This window comes from Maribellus maritimus (genome assembly GCF_022267315.1).
Lineage (GTDB): Bacteria > Bacteroidota > Bacteroidia > Bacteroidales > Prolixibacteraceae > Draconibacterium > Draconibacterium maritimum.
Map to the genome: position 1 here is coordinate 1 of NZ_JAIKLE010000007.1, position 26,964 is coordinate 26,964.

14 protein-coding genes are annotated in these 26,964 nt (G+C 38.9%); all 14 read left to right on the top strand.

Annotated features, from left to right (window positions below; genetic code table 11):
• Positions 1-315: 315 nt before the first annotated feature.
• The 14 genes from K5G00_RS07970 (at position 316) to K5G00_RS08035 (ending at position 26,959) form a co-directional block, all read left to right on the top strand.
• Positions 316-1,716: a sulfatase family protein gene (locus K5G00_RS07970; protein WP_238765612.1), complete on the top strand. Its 1,401-nt coding sequence runs from the start codon at positions 316-318 to the stop codon at positions 1,714-1,716.
• A gap of 75 nt (positions 1,717-1,791) precedes the next feature.
• The gene (locus K5G00_RS07975) at positions 1,792-3,024 is read left to right on the top strand and encodes a glycosyltransferase WbsX family protein (protein WP_238765613.1); all 1,233 of its coding nucleotides are present in this window, start codon (positions 1,792-1,794) and stop codon (positions 3,022-3,024) included.
• A gap of 39 nt (positions 3,025-3,063) precedes the next feature.
• Positions 3,064-5,901 (top strand): glycosyl hydrolase, encoded by a 2,838-nt coding sequence (locus tag K5G00_RS07980; protein ID WP_238765614.1) that lies wholly within the window; start codon positions 3,064-3,066, stop codon positions 5,899-5,901.
• Between the two features lie 17 nt (positions 5,902-5,918).
• The gene (locus K5G00_RS07985) at positions 5,919-8,354 is read left to right on the top strand and encodes a family 78 glycoside hydrolase catalytic domain (protein WP_238765615.1); all 2,436 of its coding nucleotides are present in this window, start codon (positions 5,919-5,921) and stop codon (positions 8,352-8,354) included.
• A 129-nt stretch (positions 8,355-8,483) separates the two neighbouring features.
• On the top strand, positions 8,484-11,297 hold the full coding sequence (locus K5G00_RS07990; RefSeq protein ID WP_238765616.1) for a family 78 glycoside hydrolase catalytic domain: 2,814 nt from the start codon (positions 8,484-8,486) through the stop codon (positions 11,295-11,297).
• Between the two features lie 4 nt (positions 11,298-11,301).
• Positions 11,302-14,094, top strand: coding sequence for a family 78 glycoside hydrolase catalytic domain (locus K5G00_RS07995; RefSeq protein ID WP_238765617.1), 2,793 nt, complete (start codon positions 11,302-11,304; stop codon positions 14,092-14,094).
• Between the two features lie 21 nt (positions 14,095-14,115).
• The gene (locus K5G00_RS08000) at positions 14,116-15,543 is read left to right on the top strand and encodes an L-fucose/L-arabinose isomerase family protein (protein ID WP_238765618.1); all 1,428 of its coding nucleotides are present in this window, start codon (positions 14,116-14,118) and stop codon (positions 15,541-15,543) included.
• Between the two features lie 209 nt (positions 15,544-15,752).
• On the top strand, positions 15,753-16,364 hold the full coding sequence (locus K5G00_RS08005) for an RNA polymerase sigma-70 factor (RefSeq protein ID WP_238765619.1): 612 nt from the start codon (positions 15,753-15,755) through the stop codon (positions 16,362-16,364).
• Between the two features lie 155 nt (positions 16,365-16,519).
• Entirely contained in the window at positions 16,520-17,533 is a 1,014-nt protein-coding gene (locus tag K5G00_RS08010; protein WP_238765620.1) for a FecR family protein, read from the top strand.
• A gap of 117 nt (positions 17,534-17,650) precedes the next feature.
• A complete protein-coding gene (locus K5G00_RS08015; RefSeq protein WP_238765621.1) occupies positions 17,651-21,145 on the top strand; it encodes a TonB-dependent receptor in 3,495 nt (1,164 codons plus the stop codon).
• A gap of 19 nt (positions 21,146-21,164) precedes the next feature.
• The gene (locus K5G00_RS08020) at positions 21,165-22,811 is read left to right on the top strand and encodes a RagB/SusD family nutrient uptake outer membrane protein (RefSeq protein ID WP_238765622.1); all 1,647 of its coding nucleotides are present in this window, start codon (positions 21,165-21,167) and stop codon (positions 22,809-22,811) included.
• Positions 22,812-22,861: 50 nt separating this feature from the next.
• Entirely contained in the window at positions 22,862-23,839 is a 978-nt protein-coding gene (locus tag K5G00_RS08025; RefSeq protein WP_238765623.1) for a nucleoside hydrolase, read from the top strand.
• 90 nt (positions 23,840-23,929) lie between these two features.
• Positions 23,930-25,555 carry a sulfatase gene (locus tag K5G00_RS08030; protein WP_238765624.1) on the top strand — a complete coding sequence of 542 codons (1,626 nt, stop codon included), beginning with the start codon at positions 23,930-23,932 and terminating at the stop codon, positions 25,553-25,555.
• A gap of 9 nt (positions 25,556-25,564) precedes the next feature.
• On the top strand, positions 25,565-26,959 hold the full coding sequence (locus tag K5G00_RS08035; protein ID WP_238765625.1) for a sulfatase family protein: 1,395 nt from the start codon (positions 25,565-25,567) through the stop codon (positions 26,957-26,959).
• The last annotated feature ends 5 nt before the right edge of the window (positions 26,960-26,964 follow it).

A 26,964-nucleotide genomic window follows, 5' to 3' on the forward strand; every position in this document is an offset into this window, starting at 1 on the left:
AATTTTTTACCCAAAGACTCACTTTTCCTGGTAAATATAAAAAGCGATCCCGGTGAAATAAAAAATGTTGCTGACCAATTTCCTGAAAAAGTAAAAGAGCTAAAAGAGCAATACAGAAAGTGGAGTATTGAGAATAATCAGTAAATCATAGTTAAGTCTGTCATCCTATTTTAGAATGACGCACCCCCGGTTGAAAAAATATAGAATTATCAATAAATCTGATAAAATAATTAAAGAATGGATGAAATAATATTTCATCCATTCTTTTCTTTTTACAACCTTTGTACAATAGACCTATAACCAACATCTACAAAAATGTACAAGAACAAAAAGTATCTGATTTTTTTAGCCGTAATTCTTTTATTTTTCCAATCATGCTCAGAAAAAAAACAAGTTCCTCCGAATATCATTTTCATCCTTACCGATGATCAAAGATGGGATGCCCTTGGCTACGCCGGAAATGAAATCGTTCAAACGCCGGAAATGGATAATCTGGCAAGTAACGGAATTTACTTCAAAAATGCTTTTGTTACGACACCTATTTGTGCCGCAAGCCGGGCAAGTATTTTTACTGGATTATATGAACGCACACACGGTTACACTTTTCACCAGGGAAACATAAAAGATCCGTACATCAAAAATTCATACCCTGTTTTAATAAAGGAGGCAGGTTATTACACCGGCTTTTATGGAAAATTTGGCGTTCAATACGACAGTATTGCTTCGTTGTTTGATGTTTCTGAAAGCTACGACCGCAACGGGAGATTTAAAGATTACCGCGGGTATTTCTACAAAACACTTGGGAACGACACCCTACATTTAACACGTTACACGGGGCAACGCGCAATCGATTTTATAAATAGCGCGCCGCAAGATCGCCCGTTTTGTCTTTCACTGAGTTTTAGCGCACCGCATGCCCACGATGCTGCGAAAGATCAATATTTTTGGCAGGAAACAGGCGACTCGTTGTATGCGAATATAACTATTCCGGCACCTACTTTAAGCGAAGACAAATATTTTGAAGAACAGCCTGAATATGTAAAAACAGGCGAAAACCGCACGCGCTGGCATTGGCGTTACGATACACCTGAAAAATACCAGCACAGTATGAAAGGCTACTATCGGATGATTTCCGGAGTGGATGCTGAGATTGGGAAAATCAGAAAAACGCTCGAAGAAAAGGGACTCGCTGACAATACGGTCATTCTTTTTATGGGCGACAACGGTTATTTTGAAGGAGAACGGCAATTGGCAGGAAAATGGTTGATGTACGACAACTCCCTTCGCGTGCCTATGATTATTTATGATCCCAGAAACAACCATCACCAGGATATTGATGAAATGGCATTAAACATTGATATTCCGGCTACGATTCTTGACCTTGCAGGAGTGTCAATTCCTGAAAAATGGGAAGGAGAAAGTCTTACCGACTTTCTGTCTGGCCAAAATCCCCTGGCAAACAGAGAGTCATTCATCTGCGAGCATTTGTGGGATGTGGATATTATTGCTCCCAGCGAAGGAATCCGGACAAAAAAATGGAAGTATTTCCGTTACAGAAAAGATTTAGCGCACGAGGAATTATACGATCTGGAAAAGGACCCCAAAGAAACTACAAACCTGAAAGATTCTGTAACTTTTCAATCTGTTTTAGAGAACCTTAGAATAAAAACCGACAGTTTTACAACGGTACTTATTCAGGCAAAAGCTGACCAATAGAAAGGATCTCACACACTTAAAAACGATTAAAATAGAATATAAAAAACAATAAACTAACAACTTAACAAATACAACATGAATTTCACGAAACGTTTCAAAATGGCTTCTGGCATTTTGTTGGCCGGAATAATCATTTCCTGTACACCCGCACCAAAAACTTCAACACAAGATGAAACTCCGGTAAACGCTGAAAAAAGCGATTATTATGTAGCTGCCTATGTTTGGCCATCGTGCCACCACGATGAGCGTTTTGGCGACATGCTTTGGCCTGAAGGTTCAGGCGAATGGGAAGTCATAAAAAAAGGCAATCCACGTTTTGACGGGCATTACCAACCGCGCTTACCACTGTGGGGTTACGAAATGGACAATGACCCGCAGGTTGTGGAAAAATGGATTGACCTTGCAGTTGATCATGGCGTAAATATTTTTGTTTACGACTGGTACTGGTTTGACGAAGGCCCCTTCCTGGAAAGTGCCTTAAATGATGGATTTTTGAAAGCAAAGAACAATTCGAAAATGCAATTTTACATTATGTGGGCCAACCACGATGTAAAACACAACTACTGGAATGTGCACAAATTTAAAGACGACACTTCACTGCTGTGGGACGGAGCAGTAGATTGGGACAATTTCAAAATTATTGTTGATCGCGTTATCAATCAATATTTCAAACAACCCAACTATTTTAAAATCGACGGTAAACCTGTGTTCTCCATATTCAGCATCGACAACTTGCTGCAAGGTTTCGGAGGAAGTTTGGAAGAAGCCCGGAAAGCGCTGGATTATTTCAGAGAAGAAGTTAAAAGAGCAGGTTTTCCGGGTTTGCATATTCAATGGAATCAGGGCGGAGGTTCAATTATGTCGGAAGCTGCCGCTGAAAATTTTTCAAAGAGAGTAAACGAAATGGGATTCAATAGCGTGGCAATGTATAACATGGGGGGATTAAATGAAGACTATCTGGTGTATGGGAACAATGCCGTAAAAATAAGGGAACAAATGGACGCTATTCTCGGCATTCCTTTGTTTCCCTGTGTTTCAATTGGTTGGGACGACACACCGCGTTTTCCGGCAAAAGGAATCAAAGATGTCGTTCTCTACCACAACACGCCGGAAAGTTTCGCAGCGCTGTTATCCAAAGCAAAAAAATATGCAGACAGTCATCCCGAACAACCAAAAATAATTACAGTTAATGCATGGAACGAATGGGTAGAAGGAAGTTATTTATTGCCCGATATGTTAAACGGATTTGGCTATTTGGAAGCTGTGAAAAAAGTAATTAAAGAAGACTACGATCCGTATTCAAAATAAAAATTTTAGAGTTTATTTCAACCGTTTAGACCTAAGCCAATGAATAAAAAAAATAGAGGTTTAAGAAATCCATTTAAAATAACGGGCATTGTTGTTTTACTTTTTATTTTCAGTTGCACACAAAAAACGCAAGTGGAAGACGACACCTTGTTTGCAGGTTTCGTAAATCCACCGGCTGAAGCACGCCCCTTTGTCCGGTGGTGGTGGAACGGGAACTGTTTGGAAAAGGATGAAATCATCCGGCAGCTCGATATTTTGAAAAAGGCCGGTATAGGAGGTGTGGAAATCAACCCGATTGCCATGCCCGAAGAAGCGACGGACATTGGTGTAAAACCCATGACCTGGCTTAGTCCCGAATGGAATGACATGTTAAAATTTGCCGCAGAACAGGCAAAAGAACGCGGAATGATTGCTGATTTGATTGTCGGGTCAGGCTGGCCTTTTGGAGGAGAATTCCTGTCGGAGAGTGAAACCATGCAGCGGATGATTAAAAATACAATTCCCTGCTCCGGCGGGCAGCGACTCAACGAAACTTTAGAGGACTTGTACAAAAAAGCTGAAGAATCATTATCCCGAAGTCACGGGGAGGTTCGAAGTTATGAAATGGCTTTTATTCGTCTGATCCCTGTTGACATAAAAGATACTTCGGAAGAGATTGACCTTTTTAATGATAAATACTGGAAGACCGATCGGCTGGAAGTCACGATTCCTTCCGGAAAATTTAACATGGTTTACGGTATCCTTCAACGTGGTACCCGTGAAGTAATGCACGGCGCTCCGGGCGCAGCCGGTCCGGTTATGAACCACTACGAAAAGAAAATTACCCGCGCCTATTTAAGCAGGCTGGAAAAAATTAGTAAAGACACCGGCACTCCCCTATCCGAGTTGATTCGGGCGCTCTTCTGCGACAGCATTGAGTTAGACGGTTCCAACTGGACGAACAATTTTCAGGATATCTTTTTCGAAAACTATCACTACGATCTTTCTCCCTGGCTGCCGTTTGTTTTTTACGATCCTTTTAAAGGATATGTGGAAGAAAATTATGATGCTGATTTTGCAGAACAATTAAAACGGGTGAGGTACGATTACAATAAATTGTTGGTAAAGGTTTTTCTGGAAAACTTCACACAGGAATTTCAAAATTTTTGTACGGAAGAAGGTGTACTCTGTCGCTACCAGGCTTACGGAACGCCATTTTTGATGGGAATGATGGAGGGAAATATGATTGCTGATATTCCGGAAAGCAACAACTGGATTTATTCAACGGACATGGATGCCGATGCGTGGTACTGGAACCAGCAACACGGTTATATGATTTGGAATTTGTATGCTGCTTCAGGCGGACACCTCAAAGGTCGGAAAATAATTAGCAACGAAGCGATGACCAACACGAGTGGTGTTTTTAAAACTTCGCTGGAAGAAATAAAACAGCACGACGATATGAACTTTATAACCGGGATGAACCACTCGGTTTTACATGGTTACAACTATTCGCCGCAAAAAGCTGGGTTCCCGGGCTGGATTCGATACGGTGCCTATTTTAATGAAAAAAATACATGGTGGCCGTTTTTCTCCAAATGGGTAGATTACAACGCACGTCTTTCCTTTGTTTTTCAGAATTCTCAAGCTGTAAAAGATATCGCCATACTCGCGCCGGCCGCTGATATCTGGGCAAAAAATGGTTTAACACGCGATCCCTTTCATACCCGCCCCTGGTATGTTTACCGGCTCTGGGAATCGTTGAGTCAGACGGGAGGTTCCTGCGATTATATTAGTCAGAAAATTATTCAGGAAGGAAAGACCGACGACGGCAAACTTTCGTATGGCCCGATGTCGTTTGAAACGATTTTTCTAAGTAGTATTGAATCGCTGGAACCGGAAACAGCAACCGCTTTACTCGAGTTTGTAAAAAGTGGCGGAAAGTTAGTTGCCATCGATGGGCTGCCCTTCCGATCGCTTTCTTTTCAAAATGCAACCCAAAACGATTCAATTGTAAAAGCTGTTTTTACTGAAATTAATGATAAATTTCCGGATCAACTTTATTCGTTTGCCAGCCCAAATACAGAGGAGGAGTTACTTTCCTGGACGATTGAACTTCTGGAAAAGGCAAATATTCAAAAAGATGTAAACATTCAGCAGCCGGATAAAAATGTTTTTCAGATTCATAAAAAAACCGGAGAAAAAGACATCTGGTTTTTTACCAATATCAACCGGACGAAAACAGTTACTTTAAATACTGTTTTTCCAACATCTTCCAAAACTCCGTGGATATGGAATCCTGAAAATGGTGAACGAAGGGTGTTCCCTTTCAATGAAGAGAAGAATGAATTAACAATTGAACTAAAACCATTGCAATCCTTGTTGCTGGTGTTCGAACCCAAACTCAAAGGAAAACCAACTCCAACGGTTGAAGAAGGAACCCAAAAAGTTGCCTCAATAACAGGTCCCTGGCAGGCAACATTTGAACCTGTTAACGGGGAAACTTTTACCCGGAAATTAAATACGCTGTTTACGTTCGACACCCCGGACGACAGAAAACTAAACGACTTTGCCGGAACAGTTATTTATTCTACTTCTTTCAATTCGAACGACACTACTGGTTTTCTGGAACTCGGAAAAACAAACAAAGGAATCAGCGAAGTATTTCTGAATGGAGAAAGTGTTGGATTAAATTGGTACGGAAAGCCCGTATTTCAATTGGACGGCGTGTTAAAAAAAGGTGAAAATCAGCTGGAAATAAAATATACTACAGTGCTTGCCAATTATGTAATGAGTATGAAAGATAGTCCAACGGCACAACGCTGGACCAGAAGATATCAAAAGATCCCCATCGGTTTGGCGGGAGAAGTCGTAATTTATTCGGAGAAAAAGCAATAGAATTAACAGATTAAAATATGAAGGAGAAAGCAATTTTTGTAGTCGGTTTGTTTTTAACAGTAATTTCTGCTGTTTCGATTTTAGGATGCAGCCAGAAAAACACTAAAACAACAGAAAGGGAAGATTGGTCGTCGGATGAAAAAGTGAGTTGGATTGGCGACAATAAACCGCAACCGGCCTTTGATTCATTGTTTTATGAGAATGATCCTTCTCCAATTTTCAGAAAAGAATTCAAGCTTGAAAAAACGATAAAATCTGCGCGTTTATTGATTACTGCAGCAGGTTATTACGAAGCGACAATTAACGGGAAAAGAGTCGGGAAAAACCGGCTCGACCCGGCATGGACTGATTTTAGCAAACGCATTTATTACTCGGAATACGATGTCACGCAACTTCTCGCTCAAAAAGAGAATTGCCTCGGAGTAACGCTTGGAAATGGTTTTTACAATCCGCTGCCTCTGCGCATGTGGGGCAACCGCAACCTTAGGAAAACTTTGCCTGTTGGCAGACCAGTATTTACTGCAAAAATGATTATTGAATATGAGGATGGAAAAACAGATCAATTTGTTACTGATGAGTCCTGGAAATTTGCCTATGGCCCTATTCAAAAGAATAATGTTTACATCGGCGAAGTTTATGATGCCCGGAATGAAATACAAGGCTGGAATTCTCCCGGATTTGATGATGCAGAATGGCTTGATGCGGTTATAAAAGAAGAACCTGGCGGCAAGCTTGAAAAAGCATTTTTCCCTCCGATTCAAATTACACAGCGATTAACTCCAACTAGTATTTATTCATCGTCGCCGGGAGTTTGTATTGCCGACATGGGCGTAAATTTTACCGGAACATTTCGGATGAGAATCAGCGGTGATACGGGTGATTCGATTGTTTTTCGTTTTGGCGAACGGATTTATCCCGACGGAAGTCTGAATCCGAAGACAACGGTTTGCGGACAAATTAAACGACCGGGAGTGGGTGGTCCGGGAGCGCCCGATGTGGCATGGCAAACCGATACTTACGTTATTGGCGAGAAAACCAAAGCCTGGTTTCAACCCGAATTTACGTTTCACACCTATCGTTATATCGAAATTTCCGGTTTAAAATCGAAGCCTGAACTAAGCGATATTGAAGGCTTGGCAATGAACACCAACGTTTCAGCAGAAAACAGTTTTTCCTGCTCAAATAAATTACTTAATTCTATTCAGAAAGCCAGCGAGCGAACTTTTCTTGCCAATTTGCAAAGTGTTCAATCCGACTGCCCGGCGCGCGAAAAGTTCGGATATGGTGGAGATTTAAATGCCACCAGCGAGACTTTTATTTACAATTTCGATATGAATTCATTCTATCGGAAAACCATTTACGACTGGGTAGATGCAATAAACGATTCTGTTTTTATCGACACAGCTCCGTTCGTGGGTATAAATTACTGCGGACTCAGCTGGGAATCGGCATTTCTGACAACACAATATTACCTTTTACTTTACTACAACAATGTGGATTTGGTAAAGGAACTCTATGATTTTGATAAAAAATGGATGGAAAAAGTGGCCCGGATTCATCCAAATGGAATCGTTGACAGCGGGCTGTCCGATCACGAATCGCTGGAACCGGTTCCGGTGGAATTGACAGGCACTTGTCATTATTTGTTTTGTGCGCAGATTATGCAACGTTTTGCTGCCTTAACCGGAAATTCAGCCGATGAGAAAATGTATCAGGAACTGGAGCAGAAATTAAAAAAGAGTATCAAAGAAAGATTTTGGAACACTCCTGTTGAAGAGGGAATCAATAAACAAACGCTTTTTGCCAGTCTTCTTTATTTTGATGTTTTATCAGAGGAAGAAAATATTGCGGCTGCTGATTCATTACTTATTGCTATAAAAAAAGAGCCTGCAGGGCATTTTATTACCGGTATTTTTGGAACAAAATACATTCTGGAAGCGCTCTCCAAATATGTCTCGCCAAATCACGTTTTCGAAATTGTCAACAGCAAAAAGTACCCCGGCTGGGGATTTATGATTGACAAAGGCGCAACCACAATATGGGAAACATGGAAAGAAAGTGACAACACCTATTCCAATTGTCATCCGATGTTTGGAACGGTTTCCGAATGGTTTTATCGCTGGCTGGGCGGAATTGAACCCGATAAAGATTTTCCCGGGTTTAAGAAATTTAAACTTCATCCTTCGGTTCCGGAAAATCTGGACTCAGTAAAATGCAGCTACCAATCACCTTTCGGGAAAATTGTTTCCAACTGGAAAAAAGAAACGGATAAAACAATTTACAATTTCCGTATCCCCAATGGTACAACAGCTTTTGTTAACCTGCCAACGAGTGGAAAGAGTGTTACAATTCAGAAAGAGGAGGATTCCGATTTTTCCTCAGCTGAAGTAAAAGGGTTACAAACCGGAAAGTTTGACTTAACCGAAGGAAGCTATACTGTTGTAATCGATTAAACAACGGGATGCATGCAAGTGCAGGACGGGATGACAGAAAAAAAATTGTTATTTGCTTTAATCTTGAAAAATAAGTAATAAGAATAAACCAACGGAATTCGCTTTCGTACGAAAATAAAATCATTTGACATGAAACGCTATAAAAAATATCTAAAACTCCTTGCTCTCTTCGTTTTTGGAATCAGCATCATATTATTACAGTCATGCAATTCAACTCAGGATAAAAATACCAAAATTAAAAAGCTGAGTGTTGAATATCTTTCCAATCCACTGGGCGTAGATGTGGCACAACCACGTTTTTCCTGGCAACTTTGGTCATCTCAGCGTGACGTTTATCAGGTCGCTTATCAACTTGTGGTAGGCGAGAGCATTGATGAAGTAAAAAACGGAAACGGAACGTTTTGGGACTCCGGAAAAACCACTTCAGAAGAAACTGTAAATCTTGAATATGAAGGGAGTAAGCTACAGAGTAACACCACCTATTTTTGGCGTGTACAAGTGTGGCTCGATGATGAAACTTCGATATGGAGTGAACCTGCATTCTTCCAAACAGGTATTTTCAACGAGAATGAATGGCAGGCAAAGTGGATAACAACTCAGGAAAAAATAACGAATGCCAGTCCCCTTCTGCGAAAAGGATTTCAGATTGAGAAAAAAATTAAACAGGCTATTGCCCATGTTACTGCAGCAGGATTCTACGAGTTTTTCCTTAACGGTGAGAAGGTAGGCGACCATGTATTGGATCCCGGAGTAACGGATTACAGGGAAACCGTTTTGTATTCTACCTACGATGTTACAACGCTGCTGAAGGAAGGCGGGAATGTAACCGGAGCAATGTTGGGGAACGGCGCATGGAATTTGCTTAAAACAGAGGGCAGGTACAGTTGGGGAAGGGGAAATCCACTCGGAAGCCCCGCTTTTTTTATGCAATTGGTAATTTCCTATGAGGACGGAAGCGAGGAGGTTATCGTCTCTGATGAGACCTGGAAAACAGCCGACAGCCCCATAACATTTAACAATCTTTACGGTGGAGAAGATTATGATGCTACAAAAGAACTTCCCGGATGGTCGTCAAGTGGTTTTGATGATTCGGGCTGGGCAACAGTAGCTTTGAGTCAAGGGCCGGGAGGAAAATTAAAAGCACAATTGACACCGCCCATCAAAGTCACCCAAACCCTCTCCGCGGTAAAACAAACCAATCCGCAACCTGGAGTTTATCTTTTTGATTTGGGACAAAATATAGCCGGCTGGTGGCGCCTCGAAATTGAAGGAGAACCCGGACAAGTCATCCGTATTCGCGGAGCCGAAACCCTGAATGACTCACTTTTCTCAACACCACTGCAAGAAGGCGATAAGCTAAGTACAAAAGAAAGATACCATGCTCAAACATGGACCGATTACACAATTAAAAGTAATAAAAGAGAAACCTATGAACCTCGCTTTTTTTACACCGGTTTTCGTTACATTGAAGTGACGGTAAACGACCAAAGGAATCCCAAATACCTGAATATAGAAGGAAGAGTCGTACGTTCGGCAAACGAAAGAAACGGCACCTTTAAATCTTCCAATACCTTACTAAATCGTATTTACGAAGCCGGAGTATGGGCGCAAATGAGTAATATGCAAAGCTATCCGACCGATTGTCCGCATCGCGAAAAAGGAGCATATAACGGGGATGGTCAAGTGATTGCAGAAACTTCAATGCACGATTTCCATATGGCACCGTTTTATACCAAGTGGTTGAACGATATGCGCGATTCGCAGGAAGAAAATGGCCGGATTCCAAATACTTCACCTGTATTGGTAGGTGGAATGGGCGGCGGCGTTGCCTGGGGAAGCGCTTACGTGCTCATCCCCTGGTGGATGAATCACTATTACCAGGATACACAAATTCTAAAAGAGCATTATCCGACCATGAAAAAGTATGTAAATTACCTCAGGGAACTGGGGTCAAAAGATGAAAACCCTTCGGAGCCATACATTATCGATAATTTCGACGGATACTGGTACTCACTTGGCGAATGGTGTGCTCCCGGAGAAAGTGATTGTCCAAATCATCCCGTAGTTAACACATTTTATTATTATCAAAATTGTCTGCTACTTTCAAAAATTGCAGGTAAACTGGGACACGCCAAAGATCAAGAATATTACAAGGCATTGTCCGACACAGTAAAAAAGGAATTCAACCGGAAATTCTTTAATACAGAAACTGGACTGTACGGAACTGACTCAACATACCAAACCTACCAATTACTGGCCTTGGCCGGTGATGTAGTACCGGAAGATTACAGGGAAAAAGTTTTCCAAACGATAATCGACGATATCAAAACAAGGAGCAACCATTTAAATACAGGAATCATCGGTACAAAATACTTGTGGCCTGTGTTGGTTGAAAACGGAGAAAACGAAACTGCTTATAAAATAGCTACACAAACTACTTATCCCAGTTTCGGCTACTGGATAAATAACGGAGCTACTACGCTGCTGGAATCGTGGGAAGGAGACAACTCGCACAACCATCAGATGTTTGGTTCAGTAACGGAATATTTTTATAAATTTCTTGCTGGAATTCAGTCGCCAATGGAAGGTAAAACTGCAAACGGATACCGTAATATTTATGTAAAACCATTTATTCCCAATGAACTGGAAGCTGCGAATGCCTCGGTGGAAACCGTCGCAGGAGCTGTTGTTTCTGAATGGAAAAAAGAAAATGGCAACTTTATCCAGAATGTGACAATACCGGCAAATACAACCGCAACTGTATCTCTTCCTGTTTCTCCGGATGCAGGAACTGTACTTTGGGAAGGCGACTCAAAAATATGGGTGAATAACCAATATATTGAAGGAACAACAGGCATTTATAATGTAGTAAAAAACAAAAATCATCTGGATATTGAAATCGGTTCCGGAATCTATCAGTTCAAAGTAGAAACCAAGGAATAAAAACATGAAAATAAAATATAGCTTTCTGGTGTCCGCTGTAGCAATTGTTTTAACGGTTTTAGCTTGCACGCAGAATCCTGAAGTAAACGTTGACCACCTGACATGTAATTTCAGAAAACAGCCTTTGGGAGTTGATTCAGAAGCTCCATTACTGGGGTGGCAACTCGAGTCTTCAGGCAATAATTTGGTACAATCAGCTTACCGTATTATGGTGGCCGAAAATCTGAACGACCTGGAGAAGGAAAATGGTGTTGTTTGGGATTCCGGGAAAATGGAATCTGCTCGATCTATAAATATACCTTACCTTGGACAGGAGCTTGAGCCGGGGAAACGTTACTATTGGAAGGTAAAAATCTGGAATGGGTTGGGGCTGGAATCTGCCTGGAGCAAAACCGCCTGGTGGCAAACCGGACTGTTTTCAGAAACAGATTGGCAGGGAGCCAAGTGGATTGCCTTTGAAAAAATCGATTCTTCCAAACGATTAGTGCCAGGCATTCACGGTTTTGGCGACCAATTGGGAAATTTGGCGGTAAAACGCCCTGTTGTTCCCCTGTTCAGAAAAACATTCGAAGTAAAAAAAGAACTGCAGTCGGCCACGCTTTTTATCTCCGGGCTCGGCCACTATGAAGCAACCGTGAACGGAGAAAAAGTGGGCAACGCTTTTTTGGCTCCCGGATGGACGGATTATGAGAAAACAATTCTGTACAATACTTACGATATCACCTCTCAGTTAAAAACCGGAGAAAATGTGCTGGGGGCATTAGTGGGAAACGGATTTTACAACATCAATCGGGAAAGGTACCGGAAGCTGGTTATTGCCTACGGATTTCCAAAAATGATCGGCTACCTTCATTTGACCTATAGTGATGGCACTTCTGACATAGTGGTTACGGATGAAAGTTGGAAAGTTATTCCGTCGCCAATTACGTATACCAGCATTTACGGAGGAGAAGATTACGATGCCGCAATGGAACAAACAGGATGGAAAAATCCGGGATTTGATGATTCGGAATGGGACTCAGCACTACTTGCCCGGGAGCCGCAAGGTAAATTAGTGGCTGAAAATGATTATCCATTGATGGAAATGGAGACGTTTGAACCTCAAAAAATAATACCATTGGGAGATACAGCCTGGCTTTATGATTTTGGGCAGAATGCCTCGGGAATTGTTGAGCTAAAAGTAAAAGGCGGCGCAGGACAGGAAATAAAACTGTGGCCTTCCGAACTCATAAACTCTGATAAATCAGCCAATCAGCAAGCTTCGGGCCGACCTTACTATTTTTCCTATAAGTTGAATGGAATTGGGGATGAAACATGGAAACCAAAATTTACATATTACGGATTTCGGTATGTGCAGGTATCAGGAGCTGTTCCTGCGGGAGAGGACAATCCGAGGGAACTTCCGGAAATTAAGAAACTCAATTTCTTGCACACACGTAATTCTTCTCCTCAAAACGGAACTTTTGAATGCAGCAATGATTTACTGAACCGCACCCATACATTAATCGACTGGGCCATCCGAAGTAATTTCCAGAGTGTACTTTCTGATTGTCCACATCGCGAAAAGCTGGGCTGGCTGGAGCAAAGCTATTTAATGGGACAGGGGATTCATTTTCGCTATGACAATTACCATCTCTATCGCAAATTGGTTTTTGATATGATGGATGCTCAAACTGAGGAAGGATTGGTGCCCGATATCGCTCCTGAATATGTGGAATTTCAGGGTGGCTTTCGTGACTCACCGGAATGGGGAAGCGCAGCCGTTTTTCTGCCTTATCTTCTTTGGAAATGGTACGACGATAAACAAATTATTGCGGATGCCTGGCCTATGATGATGCGTTACATCCAATACCTGAAAACTAAATCCGAAGGACATATTCTCGATTACGGACTGGGCGACTGGTTTGATTTGGGCCCCAGAAGACCGGGAGTTTCTCAGTTAACACCCGTTGCATTGACAGCAACAGCAACGTATTATTACGATGTGAAATTAATGGCTGAAATGGCCGCATTAATGAGCAATCCGGAAAAGGAGAATTTGAATCAGTGGGCTGAAGAAGTACGTTCGGCTTTTAATCAAAAATTTTATATCCCTGAAACCAAAGTTTATTCCACCGGAAGTCAAACTGCCATGTCCATGCCTTTGTGCGCAGGGATTCCTGAAGAAGGTGAACGGCAGGCGGTTTTTGCCAATCTCGTGGATTCTATCGTGGCAGGGAACAAAGCACTTACCGCAGGAGATGTCGGCTTTCATTACCTGGTAGAAGCATTAACAAGCGGAGGCGCTGCACAGCTCATGTATGAAATGATAAACCGTGATGATGTTCCCGGTTATGGATTTCAGCTAAAGAAAGGTGCAACTGCACTAACTGAATCGTGGCAGGCCCTGGAGGTCGTTTCCAATAACCATCTGATGCTGGGACATGTGATGGAGTGGTTTTATGCCGGATTGGGCGGTATTGGTCAGTCTGAACATTCAACTGCTTACAAAGAGATTGTTATTCAACCTCAGGTGGTAAAAGATCTTTCCTTTGTAAAAGCCGGTTTTGAATCGCCATATGGTTTAATACGTTCAGAATGGGAGCAAAACGCCACGGGTTTAAAATTGGAAGTGGAAATTCCGCACAATACAAAAGCTACCATTTTGTTGCCAACGAATGAATTAAATTCAGTAAGAGTAAACGGGGAAAAACCAAAGGATGGCATCATCAGCAAGTTTAATAGAGAAGAAAGGCTTGCGCTTAGTGTGGGCTCAGGAAAATATCAGATGGTTATGGAACCCTTATTTTCAGAATAGGTTTAACTTTTGAATGATAAGATGAAAGAAAAAAACAAAATAAAAATCGGTTTGTTTGGTGTTGGTCTCGACACCTACTGGAATCAGTTTGATGGATTACTGGATAACCTGACCAGGTATCAAAAACAAATCAAACAAAAAACAGAAGAATCGGGTGTAGAAGTGGTGGACGCCGGAATGGTTGATAATCCGAAAAAAGCCGGAGAAGCTGCGCTGCTGCTAAAATCTGCCGATGTTGAAATGGTTTTTTTGTACATTTCAACCTATGCACTTTCGTCCACTGTATTACCGATAGCACAGCAGCTTAAAGTGCCATTTCTTCTCTTAAACCTGCAACCGGTTGCTCAACTTGATTATCAAAGTTTTAATAATCTGAATGACCGGGGTAAAATGACCGGTGTCTGGCTGGAACATTGCCAGGCTTGTTCGGTTCCCGAAATTGCCGGGGTTTTTAACCGCTCCGGAATTCGTTATGACATGGTTTCCGGATTTCTCTCCGATGAGACTGCCTGGGAGGAAATAGCTGCCTGGACAGAAGCAGCACGTGTAGCAAAAACACTACGAACAAACCGGATGGGAATTCTGGGACATTATTACGGAGGGATGCTCGATGTGTATACCGACCTTACCCGCCAGAGCGCTACCTTTGGAACACATTTTGAAATGCTGGAAATGTGTGAACTAAAATCCTTTCGTGACAATGTCAACCAAAAACAACTAAAAAATAAACTGAATGAATTTTCGGAGTCTTTTGATGTTTCTCCGGAATGTGAAGCATCTGAACTGGAGCGTGCAGCGCGCACGTCTGTGGCACTTGACAACTTGATACAAAAGCATGGCCTCAACTCGCTGGCGTATTACTATGAAGGTGAATCGGGAAACGAATACGAAAATATTGTAACATCAATTATTGCAGGAAATACAATATTAACAGGAAGAAACATTCCGGTTGCAGGAGAATGTGAAGTAAAAAATGCCCATGCCATGAAAATAATGGCTGAACTGGGAGCCGGCGGGTCTTTTTCTGAATTCTATCTGATGGATTTCAACGACGATGTAATTTACCTTGGACACGACGGACCTGCCCACTTTGCCATAGCCGAAGGAAAGGTGAAGCTGGTTCCCTTACCCGTTTATCATGGAAAACCGGGGAAAGGGCTTTCCATTCAAATGACAGTAAAACACGGACCGGTGACTTTGTTATCGGTTGTGGACGGCAAAGATGAGGTTTTCCTGTTGGTTGCTGAAGGACAATCTGTTCCCGGGCCAACCTTAAAAATCGGAAACACAAACAGCCGCTACAAATTTTCAGTGGGAGCAAAAAAATTCATTGAACAGTGGTCGAAAGCTGGTCCGGCCCATCATTGCGCCATAGGAACTGGCCATATCGGTAATAAAATAGAAAAACTGGCACATGTTTTAAATATTAATGTTGTAACCATTTGTTAGATATTAAAATTATTATCGGCTCCTCAAATCCATAAAAATAACACAGCCATTCATTTTTGCCAGAAAAGGCATTCTTTTCGTCTTGCAAACAGGGAAACAAATACGAATCCTTTTTGGATATTTATAATACGACTGTGTTAAAACTAAATTTTAGCTTCTTTGAATTCCTTGTTTTTACTTAAGTTTGTTTCCTTCGAGTAAACAGCGCAATGGATCGTAAAAAACCGATAAGACATCTGAACGCGGAACAAAAAAGACTGGAATCTTTTCAGGAGTTGTTCTTTAAATATCATGGCAGGCTTGTCCTCTTTGCGAAAAAATTTACCGATGATATAGAGGTTGCACAGGATTTAGTACAGGATGCTTTTCTTAAACTGTGGGAAAAATCAGAAGATCTTTCATCTGTTGATTCCCCCAAAGCCTATCTATTCCAGGCGGTACGTAACAGTTGTATAAATAACCAACGCCACTTGCACATAAAACACTCGGTAAAAGAAGAACTGATTTACAAATTAAATTCGATGGAAAGGGCATCTTATTTGAAATCAGATGATCCGCTAAGCAGTTTGTTTGAGAAAGAGATTGAGGAAAAAGTAGAAAAAATCATTCAATCTATGCCCGATAAATGTCGCCAGGTATTTTTATTAAGTCGCAGGGAACATTTCAAGAACAAACAAATTGCCCAAAAACTCAGCATATCTGAAAAAATGGTTGAGAAACATATTTCAAAAGCCCTTGCCCTTTTGCGGGCAGGACTTTCCAAACACCTTGGAATAGTACTTTTTGCCATAGTAAACGCCTCCCCTGCCCCTCCAACTTAGGGGAATCAAAAAAAACATTACAGGGCCTTTACCCTGTAAGTTTTAGAAATCCCTGCACCCGGAGCGCCGGGCGTTATCCATTTGTAAATAAATTTTAAATACCGAGGTAGGGATGTATCTCTTTCAAGTGTCTTACCTTCTGAAACGACATCTGAATGGATACAAAAAAATCAATTAAAGCAACAATAATTGCTCGTTTAAACGGCAGCCTGCGTGAAGAAGAATTAAAAAAACTAAACGATTGGGTGGCGCAATCAGAAGAAAACACAAAATATTATGCCCGCGTCAAAGATCTGTGGGAAGCTTCCCAGCCCAATATTTCACAAATTGCAGAAACGGAAAAAGAGTGGTCAAAATTCCTTTTAAACATCGGAAAGGGCCATCGGGAAAATATGTTCAACCTTTTAAGCAACTGGCAAATCGTATATCGTTTTGCTGCTATTCTTTTCATTGGGTTGGTGGTTGGAGTATTGGTCACAAAATTCAACTCAAAACATGAAACAGGATACGTTACTTCGATCGCGCCGGCAGGTTCGGTATCTCAAATGATACTCGCCGACAGCACGCTCGTTTATCTGAATGCCGGTTCTGAACTTCGATATTCTCCCGAAACAAACAACAAAAAAAGAGAGGTCTATTTAACCGGAGAAGCATGGTTTCAGGTTGAAAAAAATAAACAAAAGCCATTTATAGTGCATACTCAATATTATGATGTGCAGGTAACCGGAACGCAATTTAATGTAAAATCATACCCTTCAGACTCTGAAGTAACCACAACCCTGGAAGAAGGACAGGTAGAAATAGGTTCATCTGAAAATTTCAAATTAACAAAGAATATAAGCTTACAACCCGGCGAACAAGTGGTACTTAATAAAAAGTCGAAAAAACTGTTTGTTCAAAATGTTGACACCCAGTTATTCACCTCGTGGAAAAACAACAAGCTTATCTTCCTGAATATGAACTTAAAAGAACTTATTATTTTACTTGAACGAAGGTATGGCGTAGACATAGAGGTTTTTGATGACGATATTCTTACTTATCACTATTCAGGAACAATCAAAAATGAATCGATACTGGATATTATGCAAATCATCCAGCATACATTACCCATAGAATTTAAAATTGAAAATCAAAAAATAATAATTCATAAAAACAAACAGGAGGAATAAAATGATTTAACCAAAGAACTAAATGAAAAAACCGGCAAATGCTGTAACACTGCCGGCCCTTGATTTTTTTTTAAGGTGCTGTAACACCTAAAGTTAAAAACTAAAACATTCAAATTTATGAAAAAAAATGATGAAAGCACTTTGCTTAATAGCAGAAGTGTGAAAAAGCTATTACTAACTATGAAACTAACATTTTTGTTATTACTAATCGGACTAATGCAGGTTTCGGCTTCTGTATATTCTCAAAGTACCCGTTTCTCTTTCGATTTGTCAGATACAAAAGTGGTTGACGTATTAAAAGAGATTGAAAGCAAAAGTGAATTTCGGTTTTTCTATCAAAACGAACAAATTGATGTGGAACGGAAGGTCAACATCTCCGTTTCCGATAAAACAGTAGAAGAAATTCTGAATGAGCTGTTCAACGGATACAGTATAGAATACAAAATTTTCAGTGATAAATTAATATTACTTGGGGCGGAAAAAGCTATAAATAATGCAGTTAAGGATGATTTAACTTCTCCACAAAAAACGGTATCAGGAACTGTAACTGATGAAGCAGGAATTCCACTTCCGGGTGTAACCGTTGTGGTGAAGGGAACAACGCAGGGAACTGTGACAAATGTCGACGGTTATTATTCTCTCCCGAATGTTCCGGCAGAGGCAACACTTCAGTTCTCATTTGTTGGAATGATAACCCAAGAAGTAGTTGTAGGTAACCAAAGCTCCATCAATATTCAAATGGAAACAGATGCCATTGGTATTGAAGAAGTGGTTGCTATAGGTTATGGAACAAGAAAAAAAGAAACATTAACTGGTGCAATTAGTACCATAGATAGTAAAACATTTGAAACTAGACCAATAACTTCCGCTATTAATGCTTTGCAAGGGACCACATCAGGACTTATAGTTACTAGAAACTCGGGGCAACCGGGCTCACAAGGTTTATCAATTCAATTGCGAGGTATGAGTTCAATAAATGGAGGAAATAGTCCGCTAGTACTTATTGATGGCCTTCAATCAAACCTTGAAACAATTAACCCAGATGATATAGAAAGTATTTCTGTATTAAAGGATGGCACTGCAGCCATCTATGGGAATCAAGCATCCAATGGTGTAATATTAGTAACAACAAAAAAAGGGATTAGAGGAATCCCAAAGATAACTTACAATATGTCCTATGGTTTTAATTATCCCACCTACATTCCTGAAAAAACAACTATGAGACAGTTTATGGAAATGGTCAATGACGGCAGAATAAATGATGGACAATCTGAATTGTTTGGAGAGATATTTTTTGATGCCTTGGGAACTGACCAAGTCCTAAACTTAAACCAGTCTGCTGATGGGGGAGCATTGAGAGATGATAGCTATTTGATTTTTAATCAACCTGAAAATGCATTTGTAAATGAATTTTTTGAAACGGGACAAAGACAATATCATAATCTAAGTGTGGAGGGAGGATGTGATAATTCGATTTATAGGCTTTCTTTAGGCTTCTTGGATGAAAATGGTGTAATAAATTCCAAATATGATGATTATAAAAGATATAATATTCGTTTAAACAATACATTTAATATAGGGAAAAAATTAGTGCTTGCGACGCAAAATTCCGTGGAATTGGGTGATGTTTCTGAAAATTCTCAATTAGATTTAGCTTATTCACATATAATGAGCAATTGGACGATTATGCCAATGCGTAGGAGGCTTGATGGAGCATATTATACATTCAGAGGCTTTAATAATCCAAATGATTTATTATTGCAAGGCGGTGAAATTTCAACTAAAAATACTCGATTAATTTCTAGCTTTAAGCTTGATTATGACATTACAGAAGAATTAAAGCTAACTACAAATTTTGGAATTAATCATCTGATTAATAAAGCACAAACAAAAATTCCAACAATTTATCTAGCAAATACCTGGAATACAGATCCTCCTGGTTTTAGAATAGTTCCGCAAACTAGTCCAAATAGAATAAACGAGTCTTTCGCTACTAATAATTATATGACCATGGATGCATATCTGAATTATGCAAAATTAATAAATGAAGAAAATAACGTTTCTTTAACTGTAGGAGCATCACATGAACAACGAAAGTATAATTACAACTACGCGGAATCAAGAAATTTTCCAACTAATGAATTACTGTCATTAAGTCTTGGTGACCTTGATGAAGCGAGAGTAAATTCTAATGGATGGGCTTGGACTATACGTTCTTTGTTTGGAAGACTAAATTACGAATATAAAGAAAAATTAATTGCCGATGCGGTATTAAGGGCGGATGGTTCGTCAAGATTCACAAAAGAATATAGATGGGGTACATTTTGGGGAGCAATGTTAGCTTATCGACTTTCTGAAGATAATTTTATTAAAAATTTAGATTTTTTTGATAATCTAAAGATTCGCGTATCATATGGTGAGACGGGTAATCAAGAAGGAATTGGCTATTATGATTATTTATCTTTAATTAATGTAGGAAGCCCGATAATATTTGGCCCCCCCTCTAGTATGTGGGGCAACCAGACAGAAAATTCATATTTTGTTGAAAGTGGTGCAGTCAGCACTGAAAGAAGTTGGGAGACCTTAGCTACAACTAATTTGGGAATAGATATATCTATCTTGAATTCGAAACTAAATGCATCTTTCGATTATTATATCAAACAAAATAAAAACATGTTGGTAGCAGTTGACCTGCCTACTGTACTTGGTATATCTCCTCCTGCATTAAATAAAGGACAAATGGAAACGAAAGGTTTCGAACTTGAAGTGAATTGGATAGACAAAATTGGTAATCTAAATTACTATATAAAGGGTACAATATTTAACGATAAAAATAAATTAACAAGTTTACAAGGATCAGAAGGAGTAAAACAAGAAGGTATTAATAATAGATTGGTTGGTTATTCAATTGGGACATATTTTGGGTGGAAATTTGATGGAATTATCCAAAATGAATCCGAACTTAATGAATATGTTTCTAATGTAACATCAGGTATTCCCAGTGCAATTGAAGTCGGTGATGTGCGATATGTTGATGTTGATAATAACGGAAGATTAAGTGCATTAGGAAATCCAACAGAAGGAGACATTGGTGATTTAGTTGAGTTAGGAAATATAAGACCCCAATATAGTTTTAGTTTTAACTTTGGTGGGGATTATAAAGGATTTGATTTCAATGTTCTTTTTCAAGGAGTTGGTAAAAAAACTCTCTTTAAAACAGGTCACTGGTCTAGACCAATATTAAATTGGTTTAATCAGGGATTAAAAGCTTTTTATGGAGAAACCTGGACTCAAGAAAATGTAAACGCTAAATATCCGCGTTTGAGTGTTGATGCTGGAATTAATGATTATAATTATAGAATTTCAGAAAATAAAAAGATTAATGGTGCTTACGTCCGATTAAAAAATATTCAAATTGGATATAGCATACCAAAAGAATTATTATATAAAGTTAAAGTAGACAATTTAAGATTATATATCAGCGGAGAAGATCTTTTTGAATTCCAATCTCAAGAATCCCGTGATTTTGGATTTGACCCTGAACTAGGTGCCCAAGGATTTAACTATCCTTTTATACGAACGTTCTCACTTGGAACTCAAATTACCTTTTAATTAAAAATATGCAATTATTATGAAAAATTTAATATATATTTTATTCGCTCCTATATTGTTTCTAGGATGTCAAGATTTTGATCTCACTCCTGAACATCAATTGTCTGATGGAAGTTTATGGGATAAATCTGAACACTATAAAGCAGGTGTCAATATACTTTATCCTAGCATCGGATCTCATTCTGATGCAACTGATAATGATTCTGATTTTTCTTATGCCCTTGGGCCTAATAACATTAGTAATGGCTCAAGAGATGTTCCAGCATCAAGTAATTTTTATAATAATTCTTACAGAGATATTCGCCGATGCAATTTTATTATCGATAGAGCAATAGAAAATGGATTTGAAAGTGATCGTTATGTGGCTGAAGCTCGATGGTTTAGAGCGCTTTTCTATTTTCGGTTAGTTGAAGCTTATGGTGACATTCCTTTTTACACAAAAACTTTGGATCCCTCTTCTGAAGAATTATTTGATACTAGAACACCAAGAAAAGAAGTTGTCGATTTCATTTTACAAGAATTAAAGGAAGTATCTGAATTACTGCCAGAACAAAGTCAACTTGATAATTCTGAGCTTGGTCGAATCACAAAAGGTGCTGCAAATGCACTAAGAGCAAGAGTCGCTTTATTTGAAGGAACTTGGATCAAATATCATGGAACACCAGGCGATGCAAATGAAAGATTCGATCAAGCAATAACTGCATCAAAAGCTGTTATAGATAGTAAAGAATATTCGTTGTTCAGTTATGAATCAAATCCGGAACAGTCCTACAGGTATTTTTTCATGGAGGTAGGAAATGACTCAAAAGAGCAAATAGTTGCACGGAGATATGATCTAAATAATTACCATGGCTTTAGTTTACAAGTGTATGAAGGATTTAACTCTTCAACGAGAAAATTGGCTGATTTATATTTGTGCAAAGATGGTCTCCCAATTAATAAGTCCCCTCTTTATGAAGGCCGTCAATTAATGATTTCAGAATATGAGAATAGGGATTCAAGGATGACTATGACAATAATTCCACCTGGATATTATGCCATTGACAGATTAGATCAAGAAGGTACGGGACAGGATTTTCCAGAATTCTTGAGAGAACAAACACTTTATACAACCTATAAGTTCCTGACTGAATTTTATGTTGATCAAACTGGACACAGGGGAGTGTTCTACTATCATATGCTACGATATGCGGAAGTACTTTTAATATATGCAGAGGCATTGTATGAGAAAAATGATGGCATTACGGATGCCCAATTAGGAGAATCTATTAATATTGTTAGGGCAAGGGCAGGGATGCCTAACTTAACTAATGATTTTATCTCTCAAAATGGATTAGATATAAAAACTGAAATCAGGAGGGAAAGAAGTATAGAGCTTGCACATGAAGGTTTTAGAAGAAGCGATTTACGAAGATGGAAAACTGCGGAAATTGAAATGCCGATGGCCATAAGAGGAGTTCAATTCAAAAATACTGAATATGAGACTGCAATACTTGAAGACGGAACATTACGATACCCGTATACTCCATCTCTTGATAATGATGGGAATATAATAGTTGAACCAGAGGATCAGAGATCTTTCAAAATAGAAAGAGATTACTTAGAACCTATTCCTTCAGAAGAATTACTAAAAAATCCTAATCTGGCACAAAATCCTAACTGGTAGATTTTAAATTTAGGGAAGGATTAAAATCCTTCCCCTTTAGAAATAAAAATATGAAGAAAATTCTATTTTCCATAAGTATCTTATTTGCTTATTTTAAAATATATGGGGTAGATGAAATCAATAAAATATTTACTCAAGAAACCGAAAATAACGTAATAACAATTTTATCAACTGATTTATCAATTGATAGAGATCCAGATGATTGGTTCGATCTTTTTTTGTTTTTACAACTTAATGAAATTAATGCTTCAGGAATTATTTTAGATAATTATGCCACAAATGAAGTTGAAAAATATGCAAACGAGTTTTTAGCTATTTTAAAAAAAGAGAATATACCAATTTTGAAAGGAGTCCAAAGCAAACTTAAAATTTTAAATGATACGGTTCAAGCATCTAAATATCATGATGGAGCAGAATTCATAATTGAAACTATGCGTAAAACATCTTGTAAAGTCCGGTTGATTGCGGTTGGAAGTTTGCGCAATGAGGCTTTGGCATTTAGTAAAGATTCTATATTATTTATGGAAAAGATTGAGAATGTTTATTTTATTGGTGGAAACTGGGATTATTTAAATGAAATGAATATAGGTTTAGACCATATTGCTGGTGATATTATTCTTAACTCACCAATTCCAATTATTTGGATACCTGCAGTTTGGAGCAATAGAATTTTATTTCCTGGCGAATATGAAAATCAACTTTACTTATTTAAAGATTCAGTTTCAATATTTCTTAGTGATATTTTAAAAAAATGGCGAATCTACCGCGGTGAAAAATTTCTAAAACAAACAGATCAATTTCCTCTAGGGAAGAATCTTTGGAGCTTTCCCGCATTATTACATGCTTCTGGGAATTTATCCGAGAATATGATTTTTCATAATGGTACTATTTCAATGAGTATTGAAAAGGAAAAAATAAATTTCAAAAGGCAATCTGAAGGGAAGGACAAAATGCTTGTTGAAAGAAATTCAAATGTAATCATAGAATGGTTCTGGAATCTATATCGAAATTCGATTCTTATAAAATAGTATAAATGTGAAATTAATGATATTCAAATGCATAGGTATTTTGTCATTCTCACGTGAAGGGGAATATATTTATTTTAAAATCAGAACATTATGAAAAAAGAATATCAATGGTCATCTTTCAAACACCTCTCCTTTGGAAAGGATCGGCGAGGCTTTTATGTTTTTCTAACATTTGCTCTTTTAATGATTTCATGTCACCCAAAGTCGGAAGAAAAGCAAAACCCCAATTTTGTTTTCATCTTAGCCGATGATTACGGTTATCACGATTTAAGTATTTCAGGTAGTAAATTTTACGAAACACCCAATATTGACAGGATTGCAGCTGAAGGAATGATTTTTACCGATGGATATGCAACTTGTCAGGTTTGCAGTCCGTCGCGTGCGAGTATCATGTCGGGGAAATTTCCTGCCCGGCACGGAATTACCGACTGGATTGGAGCTGCAACCGGAGAAGACTGGAGAAAACAGGGACGGCAGAACCAGTTGCTTCCACCGGAATACGAACACAGTCTTTCATTGAATTACACAACTTTACCCGAGGCAATGAAAGAGGCAGGATATAAAACTTTTTTTGCCGGGAAGTGGCATTTGGGAAGCAAAGGTTCGTGGCCCGAAGATCATGGTTTCAACATTAACAAAGGAGGTTGGGACGTTGGCAGCCCAAAAGGCGGTTATTTTGCTCCGTGGGAAAACCCGAATCTTCCCAGCGGGCCCAATGGTGAAAATCTTTCCATGCGGCTGGCCAAAGAAACCGTTCAGTTTCTGAAAGAAAATAAAGACACAGCTTTTTTTGCTTATCTGGCATTTTATGCCGTGCATGGCCCCATTCAAACAACACGGGAAAAATGGACAAAATACCGTGAAAAAGCAGAGGAACTCGGAATTGCTGAAACGGGTTATAAGATGGGTCATTTTTTCCCCATCCGTCAGGTGCAGGACAACCCTGTTTATGCCGGACTGGTTGAAGCGATGGACGATGCTGTCGGTGAAGTTTTAAAAGCGTTGGATGAGCTTGGACTGGCAGAAAACACCGTGGTTATTTTTACTTCGGATAATGGAGGAGTGGCTGCAGGTGATTCATATTCTACATCGAATTTACCGCTGCGTGCCGGTAAGGGTTATCAGTTTGAAGGTGGAATTCGCGAGCCCTATTTTATAAAAGTTCCGGGATTGGGCAACGGACAAAAAAACAGTACTCCGGTTACCGGAACCGATTTTTATCCAACTATTCTTGAACTGGCAGGAGCATTGTTAAAACCTGCTGAACACAGTGATGGCGTGAGCCTCGTTCCACTTTTAAAAGGGGGGACGATTCCGGAAAGGCCACTTATCTGGCATTATCCGCATTACGGAAATCAGGGTGGCGAACCTTCCTCTATTATTCGTTTGGGCGATTGGAAACTGATTCATTATTATGAAGATGGCCGCGAAGAATTGTACAACTTGAAAAACGATGTGGAAGAAACTACCGATTTAGCTGCCGAACATAAAGGAATTGTAAGTGAGCTCAATGAAAAATTGTTTAATTATCTGGATGAAGTGGGAGCAAAATTTCCGGTAAAAGATCCGGAATACGATCCAAAAAAAGAAAAAGACTATTTACAGAATGTAATTAACAAACGCTGGCCCCAACTTGAAAAGCAACGTCTTGATTACCTTTCAAAAGATTATGATCCGGGAAATGACTGGTGGGGAAGTAAAATTACAAACGATTAATAGATATAAATGAGTCATAAAATAATTTTTTCAATTTTATCCCTGATTTTTTTAGTTAGGGTTTCTGTTGCCAAAGAGATATCTTCTCAAAAGCCAAACATCATTATTATATTGGCCGATGATTTGGGGTATGGTGATTTAAAATGCTATGGTAATAAAAATAATATAACTCCTAACATAGATCAGATGGCAGAAGACGGGATTCGTTTCACAGATTTTTATATGGCATCTTCTGTATGTACTCCGTCAAGAGCTGCTTTGTTAACTGGTTGTTATCCTGAACGGATTGGGCTAAATAATGTTCTTTTTCCTAATTCAATGCCTCTTGGACAAAAAAATGGTATGGCAATTGGATTAAATCCAACAGAAATAACCATTGCAGAATTACTAAAATCAAAAGATTATAAAACAGCTTGCATAGGTAAATGGCATCTGGGTGATATCCCTGAGTTCATGCCTCTCAACCAAGGGTTTGATGAATATTTCGGATTACCTTATAGTAATGATATGATTCCAGGTAATACTCGATATGAATTTGAACCTATTCCTTTATATGATGGCACTAAAGTTATTGAAACTAATCCTGACCAAGATTATCTCACTATGCGTTATACAGAAAAAGCGAAAGAATTTATTAAAAGAAACAAAAACAATTCTTTTTTTCTCTATTTAGCTCATAATATGCCTCATCGTCCATGTCATGCATCATACAAATATGCTCAAAAATGGTTTTCTAATGAAAAGCTATCTGAAATTAATGGAGAAGGCAAAGAAACACGTGATTTTCTATATCCTGCAACAATAGAAGAACTAGATTGGAGTGTGGGAGAGATATTAATTACATTAAAAGAATTTAACATTGATTCTAATACATTAATAATATTTACTTCAGATAACGGTCCTGCCGTTGGAAGTGCAGGACCGTTAAAGGGAGGAAAGGGATCAATATATGAAGGTGGTTTACGTGTACCATGCATTATGCAATGGAATAACATGATCCCAAAAGGAACATTGTGCCAAGAATTGACCTCTTGTATTGACATTTTTCCAACACTTGCTTATATAGCCGAAAGTAATGTACCAGATGACAGAGACATTGATGGAATAAACATAATAGATTATTTTTTAGGAGGTAAAAAAAATAATCTACGTAATACTTTTTTTTATCTAAAACAAGGTCACGGAATCCAAGCAATCAGGTATAAAAGCTGGAAATTATTTATTGGAGAAAATCTCCAGTTATACAATTTAAGAAATGATATTGGAGAAAAAAATAACCTTGTAGGAGAATATCCAGAATTAGAAAAATATCTAACTGAACAAATTTATAAATTCAACAAAAAACTATCTGAGAATAATAGAACACTAGGACAAATTCCAATTAAAGAGGAGGGGAACAATTAATTTAT

Excerpts from the sequence above, each read along its gene's own strand:
- K5G00_RS07985 (WP_238765615.1), top strand. The coding sequence starts at position 5,919 with ATGAAGGAGAAAGCAATTTTTGTAGTCGGTTTGTTTTTAACAGTAATT.
- K5G00_RS07990 (WP_238765616.1), top strand. The coding sequence starts at position 8,484 with ATGAAACGCTATAAAAAATATCTAAAACTCCTTGCTCTCTTCGTTTTT.
- K5G00_RS08010 (WP_238765620.1), top strand. The coding sequence starts at position 16,520 with ATGGATACAAAAAAATCAATTAAAGCAACAATAATTGCTCGTTTAAAC.
- K5G00_RS08000 (WP_238765618.1), top strand. The coding sequence starts at position 14,116 with ATGAAAGAAAAAAACAAAATAAAAATCGGTTTGTTTGGTGTTGGTCTC.
- K5G00_RS08025 (WP_238765623.1), top strand. The coding sequence starts at position 22,862 with ATGAAGAAAATTCTATTTTCCATAAGTATCTTATTTGCTTATTTTAAA.
- K5G00_RS07995 (WP_238765617.1), top strand. The coding sequence starts at position 11,302 with ATGAAAATAAAATATAGCTTTCTGGTGTCCGCTGTAGCAATTGTTTTA.
- K5G00_RS08035 (WP_238765625.1), top strand. The coding sequence starts at position 25,565 with ATGAGTCATAAAATAATTTTTTCAATTTTATCCCTGATTTTTTTAGTT.
- K5G00_RS08015 (WP_238765621.1), top strand. The coding sequence starts at position 17,651 with ATGAAAAAAAATGATGAAAGCACTTTGCTTAATAGCAGAAGTGTGAAA.
- K5G00_RS07975 (WP_238765613.1), top strand. The coding sequence starts at position 1,792 with ATGAATTTCACGAAACGTTTCAAAATGGCTTCTGGCATTTTGTTGGCC.
- K5G00_RS08005 (WP_238765619.1), top strand. The coding sequence starts at position 15,753 with ATGGATCGTAAAAAACCGATAAGACATCTGAACGCGGAACAAAAAAGA.
- K5G00_RS07970 (WP_238765612.1), top strand. The coding sequence starts at position 316 with ATGTACAAGAACAAAAAGTATCTGATTTTTTTAGCCGTAATTCTTTTA.
- K5G00_RS07980 (WP_238765614.1), top strand. The coding sequence starts at position 3,064 with ATGAATAAAAAAAATAGAGGTTTAAGAAATCCATTTAAAATAACGGGC.
- K5G00_RS08030 (WP_238765624.1), top strand. The coding sequence starts at position 23,930 with ATGAAAAAAGAATATCAATGGTCATCTTTCAAACACCTCTCCTTTGGA.
- K5G00_RS08020 (WP_238765622.1), top strand. The coding sequence starts at position 21,165 with ATGAAAAATTTAATATATATTTTATTCGCTCCTATATTGTTTCTAGGA.